The sequence below is a fragment of the Tepidicella xavieri genome, from assembly GCF_004363315.1.
GTDB classification, from domain to species: domain Bacteria; phylum Pseudomonadota; class Gammaproteobacteria; order Burkholderiales; family Burkholderiaceae_C; genus Tepidicella; species Tepidicella xavieri.
Window position 1 is genome coordinate 144,166 of sequence record NZ_SNYL01000006.1, and the last position, 18,002, is coordinate 162,167.

Below are 18,002 nucleotides of genomic sequence, written 5' to 3' on the forward strand. Positions count from 1 at the left end.
GAGTGGGTGACAGACTGGGAAAAACTCAACGCTCGACGGTCAGGGACACGCCCATGCCGCCGCCGATGCACAAAGCCGCCAAGCCTTTTTTGGCGTCGCGGCGCTGCATCTCGTGCAACAGCGTGACCAGGATGCGGCAACCCGAAGCGCCGATGGGGTGGCCAATGGCGATGGCGCCACCATTGACATTGACCTTGGCCGGGTCCACCCCCAGCCCCAGGTTGACGGCGCAAGCCTGAGCGGCAAAGGCTTCGTTGAGCTCGAACAAGTCCACGTCGGCCACGCGCCAGCCGGCACGCGCCAGCGCCTTTTGGGAAGCCGGCACCGGCCCCATGCCCATGGTGGCCGGATCCAGCCCGCTGGTGGCAAAGCTGCGGATGGTGGCCAGCGGCTTGAGGCCCAACTGTGCGGCCTTGCTCGCCTTCATCACCATCACGGCGGCCGCCCCGTCGTTGATGCCGCTGGCATTGCCCGCCGTGACGGTGCCGGCCTTGTCGAAGGCCGGGCGCAAGCCGGCCAGCGCCTCGGCATTGGTCTTGCGGTTGATGTACTCGTCGCTGTCAAAGACGATGGGGTCGCCCTTCTTCTGGGGAATCACCACGGGCACGATCTCGTCCTTGAACTTGCCCGCATCCTGGGCTGCGGCGGCCTTTTGTTGGCTGGCCAATGCGAGGGCGTCCTGCTGCTCGCGGCTGATGCCATGGGCCTTGGCCACGTTTTCGGCGGTGATGCCCATGTGGTACTGGTTGTACACGTCCCACAGGCCATCGACGATCATCGAGTCCACCATCTTCCAGTCGCCCATGCGCTGGCCATCGCGGCTGCCAAGCAGCACATGGGGGCTGGCGCTCATGTTTTCCTGGCCGCCAGCGATGACGATTTCGCTGTCGCCCCAAGCCACCGCCTGGGCGGCCAACATGACGGCCTTGAGGCCGGAACCGCACACGGCGTTGATGGTCAGCGCCGGGGTTTCTTTCGGAATACCGGCTTTCATCATGGCCTGCCGGGCGGGGTTCTGCCCCACACCGGCTGCCAGCACCTGGCCCATGATCACTTCACCGATCTGATCGGCCGGCACGCCGGTGCGCTCCAGCAACCCCTGGATGACGACGGCGCCCAGCTCGGGCGCGGGGATCTTGGCCAGGCTGCCGCCAAACTTGCCGACGGCGGTGCGGGCTGCGCCCACGATGACGATGTCTTCCATGCTCACTCCTTGGTGTGTGTGTCGAAGGTGTCGTTGAAAGGTCCCGCCCATTCAGGCCTTGGCCTTGACGTAGCGGCCCGGGGCCGGCTCGATGGGTTTGTACTTGCGGTTGCCATAACTCTTGGGCGCGGCGATCAGCTTGCCGGCATGGCCCTTGAGCCAGTCTGACCAATCGGTCCACCAACTGCCAGGATGCTCGGTGGCACTGGCCAGCCAGTCCTCGAATCGGGGGGGGAAATCGTCGTCGCGGCCAATCCAATGGCTGCGCTTGCCCTTGCTGGCCGGGTTGATGACGCCAGCGATGTGGCCCGAGGCCCCCATGACGAAACGCTTGGGGCCAGGCAGGTGCTGGGTGCTGGCATAGGCGCCACCGATCGGGACGATGTGGTCCTCGCGCGAGCCGTAGATGTACACCGGCAGATCGACCTTGCGCAAGTCGATGGGCTGGCCGCAGACGATGGCCGCCCCGGGTTTGACCAGCCGGTTCTCCAAATAGGTGTTGCGCAGATACCAGGCGTAAAAAGGCCCCGGCAGATTGGTGCTGTCGGAATTCCAGTACAACAGGTCGAACGGGGGCGGCGTCTCGCCCTTGAGATAGTTGCCCACCACGTAGTTCCACACCAAATCGTTGGGTCGCAGGAAGATGAAGGTGGTGGCCAGATCCCGCCCAGGCATGAGGCCGCCGTTGGCAAACTGCATTTCCCGAAAGCGCACGAACGCCTCGTCGATGAACACATCCAGGATGCCGGTGTCGGAAAAGTCGAGGAAGGTGGTGAGAAAGGTGGCGCTGTGCACCGGCTTTTCTCCGCGGGCGGCGAGCACCGCCAGCGCCGTGCCGAGCATGGTGCCCCCCACGCAGAAGCCCAGCGCATTGATGTCCTCAGCGCCGGTGATCTCGCGCACCACCGCAATCGCCTTGATCACGGCGTGCTCGATGTAGTCGTCCCACGTCTTGTGCGCGCACGACTGATCGGGGTTGCGCCAGCTCACCACGAAGGTGCGCATCCCCTGCTCCACCGCGTAGCGGATGAGGGAGTTGTCGGGTTGCAGGTCCAGGATGTAGAACTTGTTGATGCAGGGCGGCACCAGCAGGAATGGGCGCTCGTACACCTTGGCCGTCAGGGGCTTGTACTGGATGAGCTGAAAGAGCTCGTTTTCATACACCACCTGCCCTTCGGTGGTGGCCACGTTCCTGCCGACTTCGAAGGCGCTTTCATCGGTCATGGACACGTGGCCCTGCTTCATGTCGTGCAGCAGGTTCTGGATGCCCTTGGCGATGCTTTCGCCATGGGTATCGATGGCTTTTTTCTGGGCCTCGGCATTGAAGGCCATGAAGTTGCTGGGGGCGCTGGCATCGATCCACTGCTGCACAGCGAAATGGATGCGGGCGCGGGTCTTGGGGTCGGCCTCGACCGCATCGGCCAGCGACATGAGTGTGCGCGCATTGAGCAGATAGACGGCGGCCGTGAAAGCGGCCATCGGGTTCTGCGACCAGGCTTCGGCCGCGAACCGGCGGTCTTTCGGGGGCTTGACGTTGAGCCCTTGGTTCCACAACTGGGCCAGTTCCTTGACGTAGCTCTGCTGGATATCGAGCAGGCGGGACGGCTCGATCTTCACGGGCTGGCCGGTGATCTTGGCAAACAGCTCACTCAGGTTGGCGTCGCTCGGCAGGCCGAAACCGGGGCTGGGCACGCCGCTGGGCTGGCTGGCCTGCAACATCTGGGTCCACTGCTGCAGGGCCGCCTGCTGGAATTGCTGCACGGACTGGAGCCAGGGGTTCTCGGTGGTCATGCGGGTCTCCGGGTGTGGGGTTGTGAGGCGGCGGGAAACGAATGACGGGCGACAGGCTTTACAGTGTGGGCGTGCGAGCTTCCAGGTGCCTGACAGGTCGTCGGGCGACAGAGGCCGCGTTCACGAAACGTACGCATGTATCTGGTCGTCATTGCCTGGCTCTATGTGGCGCTGCTCATGGCGGTGACCGAAGCCACCAGCCACACGGGCACCGTCTTCGGAGCCATTATCACCTTCTTTCTTTACGGTTTATTGCCCGTCGGCCTCATGGTTTACCTGATGGGCACGCCGCTGCGGCGCAAGGCGCGGCAAGCCCAGGAACGGCAAGCACAGGCAGAGGCTGCGTCGAGCGCTGGGCGCGCCGGGCCGATAGGCAGCCCGGGGCCGTCAGACGCTGCGCCAGATGAGGGCCGCCATGCGGCCGCTGCCACCGAGGCGAGCGGTATCGCGCCGGTGCGAGAAAAACCGTGAAGGCTGGCTGACGGTGCACCACGCCGGGCCGCCATCGTTGCCCGTCACGCGCTCGAACCCCAGGCGTTGCAGGCGACGCCGGGCCAGCGCTGGCAAATCGGCCCAGTGGCGCTGGGTGCCATCGGCGGCAGGCACCCCTGGCCGGAAGCAGGCGGCGGCCCCCTCGTCTGCCGCGACGAAGGCCTGATGCACCTCCTGCCCCACCTCGAAATGCTGCGGGCCAATGCACGGCCCCAGCCACACCGTCATGGCCGCCCGATCGGCACGGTCGTGCGCCGCAGGCCATTGAGCGCACAGCGCTTCCAGGATGCCTTGCCCGTCATGCCCCGCCAGCCCCCGCCAGCCGGCATGGGCCGCCGCCACGCTGCGCCCGTCGGCACTGGCCAGCAGCACGGGCAAGCAGTCCGCCACCATGACGGTGCATGCCAGGCCGGGCACATCGGTCCAGCACGCATCGGCCACCGTGCCATCGGGAGTCTGCGCCAGCAAGCGGCACACCGACAGGCCGTGCACCTGCTTCAGAAACACCGGGCGCACGCCCAGCGATTGCGCCAACCAGCGCCGGTTGGCCGCCACGGCCAGCGGATCGTCCCCCACGTGGTCACCCAGATTGAGCCCTTCCCACGGCCCTCTCGAATGCCCGCCTGCGCGTTCGGTGCAAACGGCCTGCACGCCGGCGGGCCAATCGGCCTGGGCGGGCGGGCAGGCGGGCAGAAGGCGCTCAGCGCTCGGCATCGGGGCAGCGGTCGGGCATGGCACGCTGGAAGGCGTCGAGCCGCATGCAGGCGTCGAACGCGGCCAGCGTCAGCGGAATGTCCAGATCGGCATAGTCCAACCCAAACCGGCGCCCATTGACGACTTGTGGCACGAGGCAGCAGTCGGCCAACGTGGGCGTGTCGCCATAGGAATAGACCGACGGCGGCAAGCCCCGGGCCGCTCGCTCGGCCTGCAGGTCGCGCAGGCGTCGCTCATAGGCGAGCAGCCCTTCACGCACCCAATGGTTGTACCACTCGGCCCGCTGGGCTTCGCTGAGCCCCAGCGGCCCACCCAGGTACTTCAGGATGCGCAGGTTGTTGATGGGGTGGATTTCGCAGGCCACCGTCTGGGCCAGAGCCCGGACGCGGGCCCGCCCCAGGGCGTCGGCCGGCAAGAGGGGGGGCTCGGGGTGGGTTTCGTCGAGGTACTCGATGATGGCCATCGACTGGCTCAGCAAAGCCTCGTCCGGGTTGCCGGCCACATCCAGCACAGGCACCAGGCCATCCGGGCTGATGGCCCGGTACGCCGCGCCGTGCTGCTCGCCCCGGGCCAGATGGACGGGCAAGTACTCATAGTTGAGCCCCTTCAAATTCAGCGCAATGCGCACGCGAAACGAGGTGCCGGAGCGGAAATAGTTGTAGAGCTTCATGAGCAATCGAATGGCAGGATGAACAGGGCGTTACTGAGGATCAGCCCCCATTGTCACACTGGCGCATGTACACCTTGCGCAATAACCGCAAAAGCTCGCCGCGCTCGTGGGGTTCCAGTGGCGCCATCAGGCGCGCTTGCGAGCGGGCAATCGGTTCCATCAGGGCGGCCACCACGGCACGTCCGGCCTCGGTCACCCACAGCAGTCGTCGCCGGCGGTCTGCCGCATCCCGTTCGCGCCGGATCCAGCCCTTGGCCTCCAACCGGCCGATGACCGAGCCCGATGTGGCCGCATCCAGCGCCACCGCCTGCGAGAGTGTCACCTGATCCAGCCCTGGCCGGTCGATCAAAGCATTGAGGATGGCGAATTGCACCTGTGTCACGTCATGGGCGACCGCCTCCTGCATGAACAAGGCCACGGACACCTGATGCGCGCGGCGGATCAGGTGCCCGGGGGCGTTGGCAAAATCGTAACTCGCAGGCGGGTCTGAAGGCGCATTCATGGGCAAAGCGTTGCCGGGCGAATCCCCCTGATGTCAACATGGGGAATTCACCTAGTCGAAATCGGCGAACGACACGGATATTGACACATTTTTTGCCGTAAAGTGTGGGTGACTTGTGTCGGGAACTGCAGCGCCGCGCTGTGGGTCTGAATCCGTGCCGTCAACCACCCCTTGGGTTTCGTCGTTAGAGGAGATATTGCCATGATTCAACGCAGAACGCTGCTCAAGTCCGGCGCAGCCGTCGCGCTCGGGGCTCCCGCCCTGGTCGGACTGGCGCAGCAAACCGTGACGCTGAAGTTCCACACCTTCATGTCGCCCACGTCCAATGTGTGGCTGAACATGCACCGCGCCTGGATGGAAAAGGTCGAGCGCGACTCGGGCGGCCGCATCAAGTTCGAGGCCTACCCGGCCATGCAGTTGGGCGGCTCGCCAGTGCAACTGTTCGATCAAGCCAAGGATGGCGTGGTGGACGTGGTCTGGACCCTGCCAGGCAACACGCCCGGGCGCTTTCCGCGTTCCGAAGTGTTCGAACTGCCATTCATGATGACCAACGCCGAGGCCACCTCCAAGGCGTTTTGGGAATATGTGCAGACCAAAGCGGCCGACGAATTCCGCGAGGTCAAGCCGATCGCTTTCCAGGTTCACGGCCCTGGCATGTTCCACATCAAGAACAAAGCCATCAATTCGCCCGACGACCTGCGCGGGCTGAAGATGCGCGGCCCCACGCGTCAGATCACCAAGATGCTGGGCTACCTGGGTGCCACCCCGGTAGGGATGCCGCTGCCACAAATCCCGGATGCTTTGTCCAAGGGCGTGATCGACGGCTGCGTGATTCCGTGGGAAGTGGTCCCCTCCATCCGGGTGCACGAACTGACGCAGTTCCACAGCGAGTTCGACCCGGCCGGCGGCGCCCTCTACACCACCACTTTCATCATGGGCATGAACCAGCGCCGTTACGATTCGCTGCCGCCCGATTTGAAGAAGGTGATCGACGACAACTCGGGCATCGAGGCCTCGGCCTTCCTGGGCCGGACCCAGCAAGCCGGTGACGCACCCGCCCGCCGCCAAGCGGTGGAGCGGGGCAACACCATCAATACCATTGGCATGGCCGAGGCGCAGGAATTCCGCCGCCGCGCCCGTCAGGTGGAAGTGGAATGGGTGCAGGACATGGATCGCCGCGGCTTCAACGGCCGTGATCTGCTGGAGAGCGCTCGCAAGCTCATCGAGAAGCACACCAAGAAAGCCTGAAGCGGCTGCGCATCCATCCCACCACCGGCTTCGCGAGAGGCCGGTTTTTTTGTGGCTGAAGCTCAGACGCCAGGGATGTGCGAGGGGCTTTGCCGGCCCACTACACTTGGGGCATGTGGCCCTCCAAAATCAAACACTGCCGCGAGTGCGGCACCGCCGTGGAACATCGCCTGCCCGGGGACGGCGACACCAAGGTTCGCGCCATTTGCCCCCGGTGCGGAACCATCCATTACGAAAATCCGCTCAACGTGGTGGGGACGGTGCCGTTTTGGGGGCCGCAGGGCGAACAGGTGCTGCTGTGCAAGCGCAATATCGAACCGCGCTGGGGCAAGTGGACGTTGCCAGCGGGTTTCATGGAACTGGGTGAAAGCACGGCGCAAGGGGCGGTGCGCGAGACCCAGGAAGAAGCCGGCGCAGACATCGAAATCCTGGACCTGTTCACGGTGCTCAACGTCGTGCGTGTGGGTCAGGTGCATCTGTACTATCGGGCACGGCTGCTGAGTGACGTTTTCCAGCCGGGGCACGAAACCCAGGAAGCCCGCCTGTTCCGCGAGGAGGACATTCCCTGGGAAGACCTGGCCTTCCGCACGGTCCGGGAAACGCTGCGGTGCTATTTCGCCGATCGGCGCAAGGGGCAATTCGGCGTGCACACGGGTGACATCAGCTAAGCCTCAGGCCACGCCTGCCTTTTTCAGCTGAACAGCCGCCGTGTCAACGGGGCACCAGCCGGCAGGCCGCGCGCCTCCAGGGCATCGTACAGAGCCTCCAGATCGGCGCCGATGCGGTCCATGGCGTCACTGTTCAGGGGCTGGCCGGCGTCGTCGGTCACCACGCCCTCCATGGATGCCGCCAAGGCCTGCGCGGATTCGCGCAGGCGCACGAAAGGCCGTTCGGCCCGCGGCACGTGGGGCACGTCGAGGGTGAGGGAAAATTCTCTGAGCGCCGCCTGATCGGGGTCTTCCGACAAGGCGGCCTGCGTCTCGTACTGCAGCACCAGCACGGGCGCGGCACCCGGCTGGGAGGCCGGCAGCACCATCCGGCCCGGCAACGCGCCGGCCACGAAGCCCAGGCGCGCGGCATGCTGGGTCAGGTAGCCAGGGCTCCAGGCCGCGCGGCTGGCGCGCAGCGTGAAAGACAACTGGGCATCGTGCGCGCCGGCAAACTGATCGAGCTCGCGCGCACGGGCCACTTCCTGCATCATGTCCGGGAAATCGGCCGCCAGTTGCAGGGCATCGGCAAAGGCTTGCATCTTGACGACGAATTCAGAGAACTCGATCTCGTTGAGCGCCCCGACGCGGTTGGCGAGTTGGATGCCGCAGCGCAGCTCGGTGTAGCGCTGCCCGGCCTTCGGGAATTCCCAGTCCTGGGTATCGACAGGGCGGCCCTCGATGAAAAAGGGCTTGCTGCCGATGCGCCGGGTGCCGGGCAAAGCGGCCAGAACAGCGTCGCCGGAGACCACGCCGTCGGCCGTGAGTTGGACGATGGCGTCGAACTGGGCATCGAGCAAGGGCGTGGCCAGCGGCGTTGGTGGCCGAGGGGCTGCCGGTGCCTCCCCGGGCTCGGCGCCGGGGGCCTGGTGCAGCACAGGCTCCAGTCGTTCGTCCAGCACCGGATCTTCGGCACCTGGCATGCCACCCTCTTCAGGCGCCGGTCGGGCGCGTCGTGGCTGCAGACGCGCGGTGATCCAGCGGTTGTACAGCACGACAGCGGCCACCACCGCTACCCCCAGCGCGATCAAGCCCCATTGCAAGGCAGAAAACACGATTCAGGCCTCCATCATGCCGGCAGCGGTTTCCATGTCCACCGCCACGATGCGCGAGACGCCCTGCTCCTGCATGGTCACGCCGATGAGTTGTTGCGCCATTTCCATCGCGATTTTGTTGTGGCTGATGAAGAGGAACTGGGTTTCGGAGCTCATCCGAGTCACGAGTTTCGCATAACGTTCCGTATTGGCATCATCCAGAGGGGCATCGACCTCGTCGAGCAGGCAGAACGGGGCCGGATTGAGCTGGAAGATGGCAAAAACGAGCGCGATGGCGGTGAGCGCCTTCTCGCCGCCCGAGAGCAGGTGAATGGTCTGGTTTTTCTTGCCCGGCGGCTGCGCCATGACCTGCACGCCCGCATCCAGAATCTCTTCGCCGGTCATCACCAGCTTGGCCTGACCGCCGCCGAACAACTCGGGGAACATTTTGCCGAAGTGGGCATTGACCGTCTCGAAGGTACTGCCCAGGAGTTCGCGGGTTTCGGCGTCGATCTTGCGGATCGCGTCCTCCAGCGTGCGGATGGCTTCGTGCAAGTCGTGCGACTGCGCGTCGAGGAACTGCTTGCGCTCGCGCGCGCTGCCCAGTTCATCAAGAGCGGCCAGGTTGACGGCGCCCAGCGCCGTGATTTCTCGCTGGCAGCGGTCGATTTCGCCTTGCAATCCATAGAGCTTGACGCCTTCGGCCTCGATGCCTTGGGCCAGTGCGTCGAGATCGGCCCCGGCTTCAGCCAGCCACTGCGTGTACTGATCCAGCCCCATGCGGGCGGCCTGCTCTTTGAGCTGAAATTCCGTGATGCGCGCGCGCAAGGGGTCGAGCTCGCGCTCCAGTTGCAAGCGGCGCTCGTCGCTGGCGCGAAGCCTTGCGGTGAGCTCGTCATACCGGCTGCGCTGGGCGGCGAGTTCCTGCTCGCGCTGGAGTTTGGTGTCGAGGGCCTGTTGCAGGCCGCCCTGCGCCGCCGCATCGGACAAACGCTCCAGCTCGGCCTGCGCCCGCTGCAACTCGTCGGCCAAGGCCGCCGATTGCTGGCGGGCGGTTTCGATGGCCCGTTGCAGTTCGGCGCGTCGGGCCTCCAGGCTGCGCTGGGAGAAGCTGGCTTCCTGCGCCTGCCGCTCCAGCGTCCGCCATTGCTCACGGGCTTGGTGGAGGCGTCGCTCGGCCTCGATCACTGCGTCTTCGAGTTGGGCATGGCGCTCCTGACCATCGGCCAACTGCATGTCGAGCTCCTCGAAACGGGCTTCGGCCATGACGCGCCGTTCTTGCAGGGCTTCGAGCTGCTCGTCCACTTCTGCCAAGTCGCTGCCGATCTGGTCGCGTCGGGCACGGGCCTGCTCGGCCAGCTGAGACAGCCGCAACGCTTCGACCTGCAGTTCATGCACGCGCGCTTGCAGCTCGCTGGCTTCGCGGCGGGCAGGCAGCAAGCGCTGAGACACATCGCCGTATGCGGCCTCTGCCCGGTTGAGGGCGACGCGTGCCTCATCAGCGATGAGGGACTGGGCGCGCCACTGCTTGTCGAGGTTGTCGATTTCCTGCGCCCGCGCCAGCAATCCCGCCTGTTCGCTGTCCGGGGCGTAAAAGCCCACATGATGCGGGGTGACGACATGCCCTTGCGGGGTATAGAGCATGGCGCCGGCCGGCAACCGGGCACGGTCGGCCAACGCGGCCTCCAGCGTCTCGGCCCCGTAGCAGCCGTGCAGCCATTGCTGCAGCAGGGCTTGCAGGGTGGCATCGTGCAAGCGCAGCCGCTGGGCCAACGGTGTGAGTCCGGCCAGGGCGGCGTCGGCCTCTGCGGCAGGCAGCGGCGGCGTGAAGAAGGCCAGCCGGGCCGGCGGCGCATCGCTGGCGAAGGCGCGCACCATCTCCAGACGGGAAACTTCCAACGCGCCCATGCGCTCGCGCAGGGCCGCCTCGATGGCCGCCTCCCACCCAGGCTGTACTTGCAAACGGCTCCACAGCGGCGCCAGACCATCGAGCCCATGCTTGGCCAGCCAGGGCCGCAGCTTGCCGTCGGTCTTGAGCTTGTCTTGCAAAGCCCGCAGCGCTTCGAGCCGGGCCGCCAGCTCGGCCAGGGCGCGGCTCTCGGCGTTGGCCGCTTGCTGGGCCTGCCGACGCTCCTCGTCCAGCCGAGGCAGCAGTTCCTGCAGCTCTTGCGACCGGGCCTCGGCTTGCGCCTGCGCCTGCTGAGCCTCGCCCAGCTGGTCTTGCACGAGTTGCAGCCTGGCCTCGTCAGGCACGGCCAGGGCGCTGCGGTCGGCCTGCAACCGCTCGCGACGCTGCTGCAACTGGCGCGTCTGCTCCTCGATGCCTCGCTGCTCGGCGGCCAACACCTGTATGGCCTGCTGCACCTGCGTGACGGCCTGGCGCTGCGTGGCCGATCGCCCCTGGGCCTGCCGCAGCGCTTCTTCCAGCGTCGGGAGTTGCTGCGCCTGCTCTTCGAGCCGGGCCGCCAGCACCTCGCTGTGTTCGGCCGCCGATTCGTTCTGCTCGGCCAGGGCCTCGATTTCGACCTCGGCCGCCTCCTGGCGCTGCGTCCATTGCGCGATTTGCTCCTGCAGCTGCGCCAGCCGCTGCTGCACGCGCTGACGGCCTTCGACCACGTAGCGGATCTCGGCCTCCAGCCGCGCCACTTCAGCGCCGGCTTCGTACAAACGCCCCTGCGCCTGGTTGAGCTGGTCCCCCGCTTCATAGTGGGCTTGCCGGATCGCCTCCAGATCGGCCTCCACCCGGCGCAGATCGGCCATGCGGCCTTCGAGCTGATTGACGGCTTGCAGCCCATCGGCCTGCACCCGAGCCAGCTCTGCTTCGGCTTCGCGCCGCTTCAGAAACCACAGCTGCTGCTGGCGCAGCGTCACCTGGGCTTGCAGGGCGTGGTAGCGCTGGGCCACTTCGGCCTGTTTTTCCAGTTTCTCCAAATTCGCGTTGAGCTCACGCAGAATGTCTTCGACGCGGGTGAGGTTCTCTCGCGTGTCGGCCAGTCGGTTGGCGGTTTCGCGGCGGCGCTCTTTGTATTTGGACACCCCCGCGGCCTCTTCCAAAAACAGGCGCAACTCCTCAGGCTTGGATTCGATGATCCGGCTGATGGTGCCCTGCCCAATGATGGCGTAAGCCCTGGGCCCCAGCCCGGTGCCCATGAAGACGTCCTGCACGTCGCGCCGGCGCACGGGCTGCTGATTGATGTAGTAACTGCTGGTGCCGTCGCGGGTGAGCACCCGCTTGACGGCAATTTCCGCAAACTGTCCCCACTGGCCGCCTGCGCGATGGTCGCTGTTGTCAAACACCAGTTCCACACTGGCACGGCTGGCAGGCTTGCGCGTGGTGGTGCCATTGAAAATGACGTCCTGCATGGACTCGCCACGCAACTCGCTGGCCTTGCTCTCGCCCAGGACCCATCGCACCGCGTCCATGATGTTGGACTTGCCGCAGCCGTTGGGACCCACCACACCCACGAGCTGCCCGGGCAGATGGAAGGTGGTGGGTTCGGCAAACGACTTGAAGCCGGAGAGTTTGATCGTGTGAAGGCGCACGGGTGGTGAGGGGCGAAACGCATCGGTCGGACGACACCCTGGAGTTTAGTCGTTCCCTGACGGCTGCCCAGCCAGTCCGTGCATCGGCCTAGGGTCTCCCCGCCTTGCGTATGGCAGATTCAATATGCTTTAATGGCCTGTTTTGGCGATTCTGATATCGGAAAAATCATATGCAGCTGATCTGGCTCTCGGGGCCCACGGCGCGCGTCGTCACGCTTTCGATCACACGCAAAACCGTGCTGCTCGGCATAGCGTGCTTCGCTGCCCTTCTGCTGATGCTAGGCGCCTTGTTGCAATTCTTGGGTCTTCGGGTGGCCATCGAGCTTCGACCAGACTTGGCACGCACGCTGGGCGCAGTCACCACCACCAGCGAGCAACAACGCATCGAGCAACATTACCAGGAGCAACTGGCTGCGCTCGAAGCCCAGATTCAGAGCCTGACGCGCGAGTTGGGGACCCTGGAAAAAACGAAGCGCCAGCTCGTGGAACTGGTACCTGTGCGCTCTACCCGTACCGGGCCTGGCGGCCAGGGCGGCCCCAGTCTGCCCTTGCTCAACGAATTTCAATGGTTTGCCCCCAAGGCGACCGAGCGCATCGGTAAGCTGCACGAAGACGCTTGGCGGCTCGAACACCAAGTCCACATCCTCAAGCACGCCTGGACGCTGGAAAAAAGCTGGCTGTCCCGACTCCCCCTGCAACACCCGATCGCAGAACCGCATCATGTCTCTAGCGGTTTCGGGCTGCGCCGCGACCCGTTCACCCGTGCGCTCAGCCGCCATGAGGGCATTGATTTCGTCGCCCCCACGGGAACCCCTATCCTTGCCACCGCGCCTGGCCGTGTGCGCCTGGCCCGAGATTGGGGCCCATACGGCCTGACGGTGGATATCGAGCACGAATGGGGATTCACCACGCGTTATGCCCACCTCAGCCGCATTCTGGTCCAGGAAGACGAATGGGTAGAAACGGGGCACACCGTCGGCCTACTGGGCAACACAGGCCGCTCTACAGGCCCACACTTGCACTATGAAGTGCGCTTCCATGACCGTGCCATCAACCCACAAGCTGAGCAGGTCATGCGCACCGCGCGACAGCACATGGTCTTTCCGACCATCCAATTGGCCAAGTTCTGAGGGGCTCACCATGTTCCGATCCAAAGCCAAGCGCCACCCCAGCGCACTCGCCCAGGAAAAGTTCGACACCATCCTCGGCCCCCAGACGGAGATTCAGGGAGACATCCGCGTGTCGGAAAGCGTCCGCATCGATGGACGCCTGACCGGCAACGTATGTGCAGAAACCAACGGCCATGTCACGGTGGTGGTGGGTGCGCATGGCGTCGTCGTGGGCAATGTGCGCGCACGGCGCGTGGCTGTGGCCGGCAAAGTGCAAGGCAGCATCGAGGCGCTGGAAGAGGTGGAACTGCACAGCGGCTCCGTGGTCGAGGGCGACGTGGCCTGCGCCTCGCTGTCGGTCGCCCATGGCGCCCGCGTGATGGGGCGGGTGACGGCCTCTCACGAACGTCCTTTGATGAACACGACGGAAGCCCCTGCGGTTCCCGTGCAGACAAGTAAGAAAAAGGTCGAACTCGTGGCCTGAGCCGGCAAGACTTGGCCGCCACGCTACCATATGGCGGGTATGAATCCCCTGCTCTCCCGCCTACAACCCTACCCTTTCGAACGCCTGCGCCAGCTGTTTGCCGGCGTGCAGCCGAATCCGGCGTACGCGCCGATCAGCCTCGGCATTGGCGAGCCTCGTCATCCGACGCCGGCCTTCCTGAAGGATACCTTGTGCCAAGCCATCCAATCGCCTGACGGCGGCCTGGCCAACTATCCGGCCACCGGCGGCACGCCAGCGCTGAAACAGGCTTGCGCCACCTGGCTTGCCCGCCGCTACGGGCTGGAGGTGGATGCCAACTCGCAGATTCTGCCGGTCAATGGCTCGCGGGAAGCGCTGTTTGCGCTGGCGCAGGTGGTGGTCGATCCGCGGGCCTTTGCCCAGGGCGAGGAGCCCGTGGTGGTCTGCCCCAACCCGTTCTACCAGATCTACGAAGGCGCGGCCTACCTGTCGGGCGCGCAGCCCTGGTTCGCGCCCAGCGACCCGCAGCGCAACTTTGCCACCGACTGGGCCAGCGTGCCCCATGAGATTTGGGCGCGCACGCAGCTCGTCTACACCTGCTCCCCAGGCAACCCCACGGGCGCGGTCATGCCGCTGGAGGAATGGGCGCAATTGTTCGAGCTCAGCGACCGGTATGGCTTTGTCATCGCTTCGGACGAGTGCTACAGCGAAATCTACTTCCGCGACGAGCCGCCACTGGGCGGGCTGCAAGCCGCGCACCGGCTGGGCCGCACCGACTTCCGGCGGCTCATCAGCCTGACCAGCCTGTCCAAGCGCAGCAACGTCCCGGGCCTGCGCAGCGGTTTCGTGGCTGGCGACGCCGCGCTGATCCGCGACTTCCTGCTGTATCGCACCTACCACGGCAGCGCCATGAGCACCACGGTCCAGGCCGCCAGCGCCGCCGCCTGGCTGGATGAAGATCACGTGCGCGACAACCGTGAGCAATACCGGGCCAAGTTCGCCGCCGTCACCCCCATGCTGGCGACAGTGATGGACGTGCGCCTGCCCGATGCCGGCTTTTACCTCTGGGCCGGGGTGCCGGCACACTTCGGCGGCCAGGACCACAGCGGCCATCCGCAGCGCGACACCGTGTTCGCCCGCGAGCTGTACGCCCAATACAATGTCACCGTTTTGCCCGGCAGCTACCTGGCCCGTGAGGCCCAAGGCCACAACCCGGGCCGACACCGGGTGCGCATGGCCCTGGTGGCCGAGACCGCCGAATGCGTGGAGGCCGCGCGCCGCATCGTTCGATTCATCCAATCCGCCTGACCCTTCTCGACCATGACCCTGCCTTTGCAACAGATCATCGAAAACGCCTGGGACAACCGCACCCAGCTTTCTCCCGCCACCGCACCGCAGGAGGTGCAGGACGCGGTGGAGGAAGTCATCAGCCAGCTCAACAACGGCAAACTGCGCGTGGCCACCCGCGAAGGCGTGGGGCAGTGGACGGTGCACCAGTGGATCAAAAAGGCGGTGCTGCTGAGCTTCCGCCTCAAGGACAACGAGATCATGCAGGCCGGCGATCTGGCCTTCTACGACAAGGTCCCGACCAAGTTTGCCCACCTCAGCCCCCAGGAGATGGCTGCCACCGGCGTGCGCGTGGTGCCGCCCGCCGTGGCCCGGCGTGGCAGCTTCATCGCCAAGGGCGCCATCCTCATGCCCTCGTATGTGAACATCGGCGCCTACGTCGATGAAGGCACCATGGTGGACACCTGGGCCACGGTGGGCTCCTGCGCCCAGATCGGCAAGAACGTCCACCTCTCGGGCGGCGTGGGCATTGGCGGGGTGCTGGAGCCGTTGCAGGCCAACCCCACCATCATCGAAGACAACTGCTTCATCGGCGCACGCTCCGAGATCGTCGAAGGCGTGATCGTGGAGGAAAACTCCGTCATCTCCATGGGGGTCTACATCGGCCAGAGCACGCCGATCTACGACCGCGCCACGGGTGAAGTCAGCTACGGCCGAGTGCCGGCCGGCTCGGTCGTCATCAGTGGCAGCCTGCCCAAGGAAGGCGGAAAATACAGCCTGTATGCCGCAGTGATCGTCAAACGGGTGGATGCGCAAACCCGCGCCAAGACCAGCCTCAACGACCTGCTGCGCGACTGATTCAACAGCCAAGAGGGCCGACATGGGAACGATGGAGCGAATTCTGCGCCTGATGGGGGAAAAAAAAGCCTCCGACGTGTACATGTCTGCCGCCTCGCCGGTCCTCATCAAGATCAACGGGGTCTGCACCCCGATGAACGCACAGCCCCTGCCAGTGGATGGCCCGCTGCAACTGCTCGCCGAAATCATCTCCCCGGAGCAAATGGCGCTTTTCCAGTCCACCAGCGAACTCAACATCGCGGTGCCACTGCCGGGCGTGGGGCGCTTTCGCGTCAGCGCCATGAAACAGCGCGGCAGCTGCGCGGTCGTGATCCGTTTCATCAGCAGTGAAATCCCCAGCATCGAGTCGCTCAACATCCCTCCCGTGCTGGCCGACATGATTCTGGCCAAACGCGGCCTGATGCTGGTGGTCGGCGCCACCGGTTCGGGCAAGAGCACCACGCTGGCCGCCCTGCTGGACCATCGCAACGCCAATCTGTCAGGCCACATCCTGACGATCGAAGACCCGGTCGAGTACCTGTTCCGCAACAAAAAAAGCATCGTCAACCAGCGCGAAGTCGGCACCGACACCGAATCGCTCCAGGTGGCTCTGAAAAACGCCCTGCGCCAGGCCCCGGACGTGATCCTCATCGGTGAAATCCGCGACCGCGAGACGATGTCGCAGGCCATTGCCTACTCGCAGTCCGGCCACTTGGTGCTGGCCACCCTGCACGCCAACAACAGCTACCAGGCGCTCAACCGCATCCTGAACTTCTATCCCGTGGAAGTGCGCCCTGCCATGCTCAACGACCTGGCCTCGGCGCTCAAAGCCATCGTCTCCCAGCGATTGCTGCGCACGGTCGATGGCGGTCGCGTGCCCGCCGTGGAAGTGATGGTCAACACCCGCTTGATGAGCGAGTTGATCGAGAAAGGCGACTTCTTCGGCGTGCGCGAAGCGCTGGAAAAATCCATGGCCGAAGAGTCACAAACTTTCGAAGAAGACATTGCCCGGCTCATCATGGAAGGCAAGGTGGACCGCAAGGAAGGGCTGGCCTACGCCGATTCGCCCACCAACCTGATGTGGCGGCTGCAAAATCAACCCCATGCCTCCCGTGGCCAGGCACCGGCTTCTGCGGCGCCTCAAACGCCTGTCGGCGAAGCGGCCGGCCCCTCGTTTTCCGATTTCACTTTCGATGTCAATCACTGACATCGCTGCCTTTTGCCCATCATGACCGACACCCTGCGCCTGATCGAGGCACTGATCGCTCGCGCCTCCGTCACCCCAGACGACGCCGGCTGCCAGGCTCTGCTGGCCGAACGGCTGCGCCCCCTGGGCTTCGCGTGCGAGACGCTGGACAGTGGCCCCGCGGACTTTCGTGTCACGAATCTGTGGGCCCTGCGCACCGTGGCCGCGGATGCGCCGACGCTGGTGTTTGCCGGGCATACCGACGTGGTGCCCACCGGCCCGCTGGCACAGTGGCACAGCGATCCTTTCACCCCCACTTACCGCGATGGCCGGCTCTACGGGCGCGGCGCCAGCGACATGAAAACCTCGCTGGCCGCGATGGTGGTGGCTTGCGAGGAATTCATTGCCCAACGCCCCGACGCGCCCTTGAACATCGCGTTTTTGCTGACCAGCGACGAGGAAGGCCCCGCCCGCGACGGCACGGTGATCGTCTGCCAAGAACTTCAGCGCCGTGGGCAGCGGCTGGACTGGTGCATCGTGGGCGAACCCACCTCGGTGGAACGCACCGGCGACATGATCAAAAACGGCCGGCGCGGCACCATGAGCGGGCGGCTCACCGTCAAGGGCATTCAGGGCCATATCGCCTACCCTCATCTGGCCCGCAACCCCATTCACCTGCTGGCCCCTGCCCTGGCCGAACTGGTGGCCACCCGCTGGGACGAGGGCAACGAACACTTTCCCCCCACCACCTGGCAGGTCAGCAACATCCACGCCGGCACGGGGGCCAGCAACGTCATTCCCGGCACCGTGGAGGTGGATTTCAACTTCCGCTTCAGCACCGAAAGCACGGCGGAAGGCTTGCAGCAGCGCGTGACCGACATTCTGGCCCGCTTCGGCTTGCAGGCCGGGCAAGACTACGAACTGCATTGGACCGTGGGCGGGCAGCCGTTTCTCACCCGCCCGGGCCCTCTGGTCGATGCGGTCTGCGCCGCCATCGAGGCAGAGACCGGGCTGCGCCCACAACTCTCCACCACGGGCGGCACCAGCGATGGCCGTTTCATTGCCCAGATCTGCCCCCAAGTCATCGAACTCGGCCCACCGAACGCCACCATCCACAAAATCGACGAATCCGTGGCGCTGGCCGACGTGGAACCGCTCAAAAACATCTATCGACGGGTGCTGGAAAACCTGGCTTCGCACGCTGGCTGACATCCG

At 65.3% G+C, this 18,002-nt stretch carries 16 protein-coding genes; 9 read left to right on the forward strand and 7 right to left on the reverse strand.

All coding sequences use genetic code 11. The features are described from left to right. Positions 1 to 25: 25 nt before the first annotated feature. Positions 26 to 1,204, reverse strand: a complete 1,179-nt coding sequence (locus tag DFR43_RS06840; RefSeq protein ID WP_133596975.1) for an acetyl-CoA C-acetyltransferase — start codon at positions 1,202 to 1,204, stop codon at positions 26 to 28. Positions 1,205 to 1,255: 51 nt separating this feature from the next. Beyond that, entirely contained in the window at positions 1,256 to 2,995 is a 1,740-nt protein-coding gene (locus DFR43_RS06845; RefSeq protein ID WP_133596978.1) for a PHA/PHB synthase family protein, read from the reverse strand. Positions 2,996 to 3,130: 135 nt separating this feature from the next. Here DFR43_RS06845 and DFR43_RS06850 point away from each other — a divergent pair, with 135 nt between their 5' ends. Further along, entirely contained in the window at positions 3,131 to 3,466 is a 336-nt protein-coding gene (locus tag DFR43_RS06850) for a hypothetical protein (protein WP_133596980.1), read from the forward strand. Here the strand turns inward: DFR43_RS06850 and pgeF are convergent. The 3 genes from pgeF to DFR43_RS06865 are packed head-to-tail and all read right to left on the reverse strand — an operon-like array spanning position 3,383 to position 5,373. After that, positions 3,383 to 4,201, reverse strand: coding sequence for a peptidoglycan editing factor PgeF (gene pgeF / locus DFR43_RS06855; protein ID WP_133596982.1), 819 nt, complete (start codon positions 4,199 to 4,201; stop codon positions 3,383 to 3,385). The genes DFR43_RS06850 and pgeF overlap by 84 nt on opposite strands. Next, complete coding sequence (gene maiA, locus DFR43_RS06860; RefSeq protein ID WP_133596984.1) at positions 4,188 to 4,871, reverse strand: maleylacetoacetate isomerase; 684 nt, start codon at positions 4,869 to 4,871, stop codon at positions 4,188 to 4,190. The genes pgeF and maiA overlap by 14 nt, the downstream gene beginning before the upstream one ends. Before the next feature lie 40 nt (positions 4,872 to 4,911). Beyond that, positions 4,912 to 5,373, reverse strand: coding sequence for a MarR family winged helix-turn-helix transcriptional regulator (locus DFR43_RS06865; RefSeq protein WP_133596986.1), 462 nt, complete (start codon positions 5,371 to 5,373; stop codon positions 4,912 to 4,914). 201 nt (positions 5,374 to 5,574) lie between these two features. Between DFR43_RS06865 and DFR43_RS06870 the strand changes: the two genes are divergently transcribed. Both DFR43_RS06870 and DFR43_RS06875 read left to right on the forward strand, forming a co-directional pair. Further along, a complete protein-coding gene (locus tag DFR43_RS06870) occupies positions 5,575 to 6,621 on the forward strand; it encodes a TRAP transporter substrate-binding protein (RefSeq protein ID WP_133596988.1) in 1,047 nt (348 codons plus the stop codon). Between the two features lie 113 nt (positions 6,622 to 6,734). Then, entirely contained in the window at positions 6,735 to 7,289 is a 555-nt protein-coding gene (locus DFR43_RS06875) for an NUDIX hydrolase (protein ID WP_133596990.1), read from the forward strand. 23 nt (positions 7,290 to 7,312) lie between these two features. Here DFR43_RS06875 and DFR43_RS06880 read toward each other — a convergent pair whose 3' ends face one another. Continuing rightward, positions 7,313 to 8,383 carry a cell division protein ZipA C-terminal FtsZ-binding domain-containing protein gene (locus tag DFR43_RS06880; RefSeq protein ID WP_211338615.1) on the reverse strand — a complete coding sequence of 357 codons (1,071 nt, stop codon included), beginning with the start codon at positions 8,381 to 8,383 and terminating at the stop codon, positions 7,313 to 7,315. A 3-nt stretch (positions 8,384 to 8,386) separates the two neighbouring features. Then, the gene (gene smc, locus DFR43_RS06885; RefSeq protein ID WP_133596992.1) at positions 8,387 to 11,905 is read right to left on the reverse strand and encodes a chromosome segregation protein SMC; all 3,519 of its coding nucleotides are present in this window, start codon (positions 11,903 to 11,905) and stop codon (positions 8,387 to 8,389) included. 275 nt (positions 11,906 to 12,180) lie between these two features. On the opposite strand from smc, the gene DFR43_RS06890 reads away from it, so the two are divergent. The 6 genes from DFR43_RS06890 to dapE are packed head-to-tail and all read left to right on the forward strand — an operon-like array spanning position 12,181 to position 17,996. Beyond that, positions 12,181 to 13,035, forward strand: coding sequence for a M23 family metallopeptidase (locus DFR43_RS06890; RefSeq protein ID WP_164499709.1), 855 nt, complete (start codon positions 12,181 to 12,183; stop codon positions 13,033 to 13,035). Positions 13,036 to 13,045: 10 nt separating this feature from the next. After that, positions 13,046 to 13,498 (forward strand): bactofilin family protein, encoded by a 453-nt coding sequence (locus tag DFR43_RS06895; RefSeq protein ID WP_164499710.1) that lies wholly within the window; start codon positions 13,046 to 13,048, stop codon positions 13,496 to 13,498. A gap of 39 nt (positions 13,499 to 13,537) precedes the next feature. Beyond that, positions 13,538 to 14,785 (forward strand): succinyldiaminopimelate transaminase, encoded by a 1,248-nt coding sequence (gene dapC, locus DFR43_RS06900; RefSeq protein ID WP_133596999.1) that lies wholly within the window; start codon positions 13,538 to 13,540, stop codon positions 14,783 to 14,785. A 12-nt stretch (positions 14,786 to 14,797) separates the two neighbouring features. Beyond that, positions 14,798 to 15,622 (forward strand): 2,3,4,5-tetrahydropyridine-2,6-dicarboxylate N-succinyltransferase, encoded by an 825-nt coding sequence (gene dapD / locus DFR43_RS06905; RefSeq protein WP_133597001.1) that lies wholly within the window; start codon positions 14,798 to 14,800, stop codon positions 15,620 to 15,622. Positions 15,623 to 15,644: 22 nt separating this feature from the next. Continuing rightward, complete coding sequence (locus DFR43_RS06910; RefSeq protein WP_133597003.1) at positions 15,645 to 16,808, forward strand: PilT/PilU family type 4a pilus ATPase; 1,164 nt, start codon at positions 15,645 to 15,647, stop codon at positions 16,806 to 16,808. Between the two features lie 21 nt (positions 16,809 to 16,829). Continuing rightward, positions 16,830 to 17,996, forward strand: a complete 1,167-nt coding sequence (gene dapE / locus DFR43_RS06915) for a succinyl-diaminopimelate desuccinylase (protein ID WP_133597005.1) — start codon at positions 16,830 to 16,832, stop codon at positions 17,994 to 17,996. Positions 17,997 to 18,002: the final 6 nt, after the last annotated feature.

Excerpts from the sequence above, each read along its gene's own strand:
- DFR43_RS06840 (WP_133596975.1), bottom strand. The coding sequence starts at position 1,204 with ATGGAAGACATCGTCATCGTGGGCGCAGCCCGCACCGCCGTCGGCAAG.
- DFR43_RS06845 (WP_133596978.1), bottom strand. The coding sequence starts at position 2,995 with ATGACCACCGAGAACCCCTGGCTCCAGTCCGTGCAGCAATTCCAGCAG.
- DFR43_RS06850 (WP_133596980.1), top strand. The coding sequence starts at position 3,131 with ATGTATCTGGTCGTCATTGCCTGGCTCTATGTGGCGCTGCTCATGGCG.
- pgeF (WP_133596982.1), bottom strand. The coding sequence starts at position 4,201 with ATGCCGAGCGCTGAGCGCCTTCTGCCCGCCTGCCCGCCCGCCCAGGCC.
- maiA (WP_133596984.1), bottom strand. The coding sequence starts at position 4,871 with ATGAAGCTCTACAACTATTTCCGCTCCGGCACCTCGTTTCGCGTGCGC.
- DFR43_RS06865 (WP_133596986.1), bottom strand. The coding sequence starts at position 5,373 with ATGAATGCGCCTTCAGACCCGCCTGCGAGTTACGATTTTGCCAACGCC.
- DFR43_RS06870 (WP_133596988.1), top strand. The coding sequence starts at position 5,575 with ATGATTCAACGCAGAACGCTGCTCAAGTCCGGCGCAGCCGTCGCGCTC.
- DFR43_RS06875 (WP_133596990.1), top strand. The coding sequence starts at position 6,735 with ATGTGGCCCTCCAAAATCAAACACTGCCGCGAGTGCGGCACCGCCGTG.
- DFR43_RS06890 (WP_164499709.1), top strand. The coding sequence starts at position 12,181 with ATGCTAGGCGCCTTGTTGCAATTCTTGGGTCTTCGGGTGGCCATCGAG.
- DFR43_RS06895 (WP_164499710.1), top strand. The coding sequence starts at position 13,046 with ATGTTCCGATCCAAAGCCAAGCGCCACCCCAGCGCACTCGCCCAGGAA.
- dapC (WP_133596999.1), top strand. The coding sequence starts at position 13,538 with ATGAATCCCCTGCTCTCCCGCCTACAACCCTACCCTTTCGAACGCCTG.
- dapD (WP_133597001.1), top strand. The coding sequence starts at position 14,798 with ATGACCCTGCCTTTGCAACAGATCATCGAAAACGCCTGGGACAACCGC.
- DFR43_RS06910 (WP_133597003.1), top strand. The coding sequence starts at position 15,645 with ATGGGAACGATGGAGCGAATTCTGCGCCTGATGGGGGAAAAAAAAGCC.
- dapE (WP_133597005.1), top strand. The coding sequence starts at position 16,830 with ATGACCGACACCCTGCGCCTGATCGAGGCACTGATCGCTCGCGCCTCC.